Here is a 2643-nt window from a genome sequence, read left to right as displayed (position 1 = left end):
GCCCACGGCAAGGTCTTCTCGGTGGTCGCCCAGGTCCGCGCGAGCACCCGCAACTCGCTGGTGCGCGCGCTCGCCGACGACGCGAACACGACGGTCCTCGACCACATAAAGGTCCTCGAAGGCACGGGCCTCGTCGACTTCGACGAGCTGGCGCGCGACGCGGCATCGGCGAGCCCCGACCCGGTGACCCGCTCCCCGGCCCCACCAAGCCCGACCGACTCTCCGCCAACGGCGACCCCGGTCTCCCCCTCCCCCACGTTCCCGCTGCCGCCGCCGGCTTCCCGGCCCAAGCCGACGAAGGACAAGGGAGACCCGAAGCTGCGTGCGGCTTTCGCACACCGGGATGCGGCGCATCGGGGTCATTGAGCCCGACACCGGCGAGGCGGTGCTTTACTTCGCCATTTACCGAACGAATCATCCCTTTTATTCGAGCAACGCACGGCCGAATGAAGGAATGAAACAGCGATGAGAGCAGCAGCCGCCCTCTACGGAACCGCCGGATCCCTGGTCCTGACCGCACTCGTCGCCGCCCCCACAGGAAGCGCGTCCGCGGCCGACCCCTCCCCCTACCTGGAAGCGCACGGCTCCTTCGTCGCGGCCCAGCGCGCCGAGGCGGCCGGTGTCCGCTTCGGTGCCTGTCCCGCGGCGGAGGGCCTGCCCTCCTCGGTCAAGTGCGGCACCGTCTCGGTGCCGCTCGACTACGCGCACCCGGACGGCAAGCAGATCAAGCTGACCGTGAGCCGCACCAAGGCCACGCGGAAGGCCGAACCGCGGCGGGGCAAGGCCGTCAAGCGGCAGGGCGCCCTCGTGTTCAACCCCGGCGGTCCCGGCGGGTCCGGCATGTACTTCCCGATGGTCGGCATGCTCCCGGAGTGGAAGCGCATCGCGGCGGCGTACGACCTCGTGGGCTATGCCCCGCGCGGTGTCGGCCGCTCGGCCCCGATCTCCTGCCAGGACCCGAAGGAGTTCGGCAAGGCGCCGAGCCAGGCGCCGACCCACCCCGACGACGCGTACAAGCAGAAGCGCGTCAAGCAGGCGAAGGCGTACGCGGAGGGCTGCGTCAAGCGCTCCGGGCAGGCGGTGCAGCACTACACGAGCCTGAACAACGCCCGTGACCTGGATGTGCTGCGGGCCGCGCTCGGCGAGAAGAAGCTGACCTTCATGGGCGCTTCGTACGGCACCTACTTCGGCGCCGTGTACGCCTCGCTCTTCCCCTCGCACGTGCGCCGCATGGTGTTCGACTCGGCGGTCAACCCCGACCCCGAGCAGATCTGGTACGGCAACAACCTCGACCAGTCAGCGGCCTTCGAGCACCGCTGGGGCGACTTCCGCACGTGGGTGGCCAAGCACGACAGGACGTACCACCTGGGCAAGACGTCCGAAGCGGTCCTGCGCAGCTACGAGAAGGTGCGCGACAAGCTGGCGGTCAAGCCCGCGGGCGGCAAGGTCGGCCCCGGCCAGCTGCAGTCGGCGTACCTCCAGGCCGGGTACTACGACGACTACTGGCCGACGCGCGCCTCGGCGCTCTCGGCGTATCTGAAGGGCAACCCGAAGCCGCTGATCGAGCAGGCCGCGCCCGAGCCGAAGGCGGCCAAGGAAGCGGAGAACGGCAACGCGGTCTACACCGCGGTCGAGTGCAATGACGCGCCCTGGCCGACGGACTTCGCGACCTGGAACCGCGACAACTCGCGCCTCGCGCGCAGCGCTCCCTTCGAGACGTGGGACAACGCCTGGATGAACCTTCCGTGCGCCTACTGGCCCGCGCCCCGGCAGCAGCCCCTCGACGTCCGCACCCAGGAGGGCGAGCTTCCCCCGACGCTGATCCTGGCCGCCGAGCGGGACGCGGCGACCCCGTACGAGGGCGCCAAGGAGCTGAACCGCAGGCTGGGAGGTTCGGTGCTCGTGACCGAGCGGGACGCGGGTACCCACGGCATCGGCGCGGGCCCGAACAAGTGCATCAACGGCCACATGGAGTCCTACCTCCTGGAGGGCAGGCTCCCCGTGCGGCGCGCGGCGTGCGCACCGCACAAGGAGCCCCAGCCGCTGTCCGGCGGGCGGGCGGCGGCTCTTCCCAAGGAGCACTGAAAGCACTGACCGCTACAGGGCGCCGAGCCGCTCCAGCGGGAACGGCGGCTGGGCCAGCGGGCGCACCGCGAGCCGGGTCAGCGGCAGGACATTGTCGTCGCCCGCCGTGCGGTTGGCGTGCAGGACGCCGCAGTGCGTGCAGCGATGGACGAGCACCCACTCGCCGTCTCCTCGTACGGAGATGGCGAGGGGCTCCATCCGGGCGCCGCAGTCAGCGGCCCGGTCGCCCGGGGTGTCGTCGAGGTGACGGCTCCACAGGCAGTTCGGGCAGTGATTGCGGTGGTCGGTGCCGAGGGCGGTCATCGAGACGTCGAGACCGCACTGCAGGCAGCGGAAGGACTGGGCGCGCGCTTCAGTGCGGGCCCGCCGAGAGGTGTTGCGGGACATGGTGGGAGTGACTCCAGTGCGTCGCGGAATGGGCTGACTTCGAGCTGTTCCGCGGGGCCCTGGGCATACAAGCACCATCTTTCCGTTCTCGGCTTCGACCTCTCGGGGCCGACTTGGGGTTCGACCTCTCGATGAAACGCGTACCGGGCGGGCGCGGCAACCGAATTACGG

Annotated in this window: 2 protein-coding genes and 1 pseudogene; 2 read left to right on the top strand and 1 reads right to left on the bottom strand. The window is 70.3% G+C overall.

Going from position 1 to position 2643, the window contains the following annotated elements; all coding sequences use genetic code 11:
- Both ACFQ7F_RS45710 and ACFQ7F_RS45705 read left to right on the top strand, forming a co-directional pair.
- Nucleotides 1–366, top strand: a pseudogene (locus ACFQ7F_RS45710) (hypothetical protein); the annotation flags it as partial.
- A gap of 99 nt (nt 367–465) precedes the next feature.
- The gene (locus ACFQ7F_RS45705; protein WP_383285687.1) at nt 466–2085 is read left to right on the top strand and encodes an alpha/beta hydrolase; all 1620 of its coding nucleotides are present in this window, start codon (nt 466–468) and stop codon (nt 2083–2085) included.
- A 12-nt stretch (nt 2086–2097) separates the two neighbouring features.
- Here ACFQ7F_RS45705 and ACFQ7F_RS45700 read toward each other — a convergent pair whose 3' ends face one another.
- On the bottom strand, nt 2098–2472 hold the full coding sequence (locus tag ACFQ7F_RS45700; RefSeq protein ID WP_383285684.1) for an RNHCP domain-containing protein: 375 nt from the start codon (nt 2470–2472) through the stop codon (nt 2098–2100).
- Nucleotides 2473–2643: the final 171 nt, after the last annotated feature.

Origin of the sequence: Streptomyces sp. NPDC056486, assembly GCF_042795295.1 — a bacterium.
GTDB lineage: Bacteria > Actinomycetota > Actinomycetes > Streptomycetales > Streptomycetaceae > Streptomyces.
Note: the sequence above shows the minus strand (reverse complement) of the source record. Positions and strands in the feature narration are given on the sequence as shown.

What these genes read in the sequence shown, in the direction of transcription:
- ACFQ7F_RS45705 (WP_383285687.1), top strand. Translation starts at nt 466, where the DNA reads ATGAGAGCAGCAGCCGCCCTCTACGGAACCGCCGGATCCCTGGTCCTG.
- ACFQ7F_RS45700 (WP_383285684.1), bottom strand. Translation starts at nt 2,472, where the DNA reads ATGTCCCGCAACACCTCTCGGCGGGCCCGCACTGAAGCGCGCGCCCAG.